Here is a 229-nt window from a genome sequence, read left to right as displayed (position 1 = left end):
GATCCGGGCCTCGGCGGCACGGGCGCCGTCATTGGCCCGAACGCCGACCCCGGCTACAACCAGCTGGGCGACTACACCTCGCCTCAGCCTGCGGACAAGGGCGCCACGGTGCTCGCGGGCATCCGCGCCAAGCTCGGTGCCGAGCGAGTGCTGTACGCGCCGGGCGGCCGGATTCGCGGCGAGGACCGGGACGGCTTCCCGCTGGCGCTCGAGATGGCGCGACGGGCGG

The 229-nt window shown here is 75.1% G+C and carries 1 protein-coding gene; it reads left to right on the top strand.

The window, feature by feature from the left end; translation table 11 throughout:
- A partial coding sequence (locus tag KVT38_RS34480; protein ID WP_217598173.1) for a glycoside hydrolase family 3 C-terminal domain-containing protein occupies window positions 1–229 on the top strand: 229 nt, incomplete at both ends.

This window comes from Cohnella sp. GbtcB17 (genome assembly GCF_019091135.1).
GTDB lineage: Bacteria > Bacillota > Bacilli > Paenibacillales > Paenibacillaceae > Cohnella.
The sequence above is the reverse complement of the archived record's forward strand: the minus strand, read 5'-3'. Positions and strand labels throughout refer to the sequence as shown.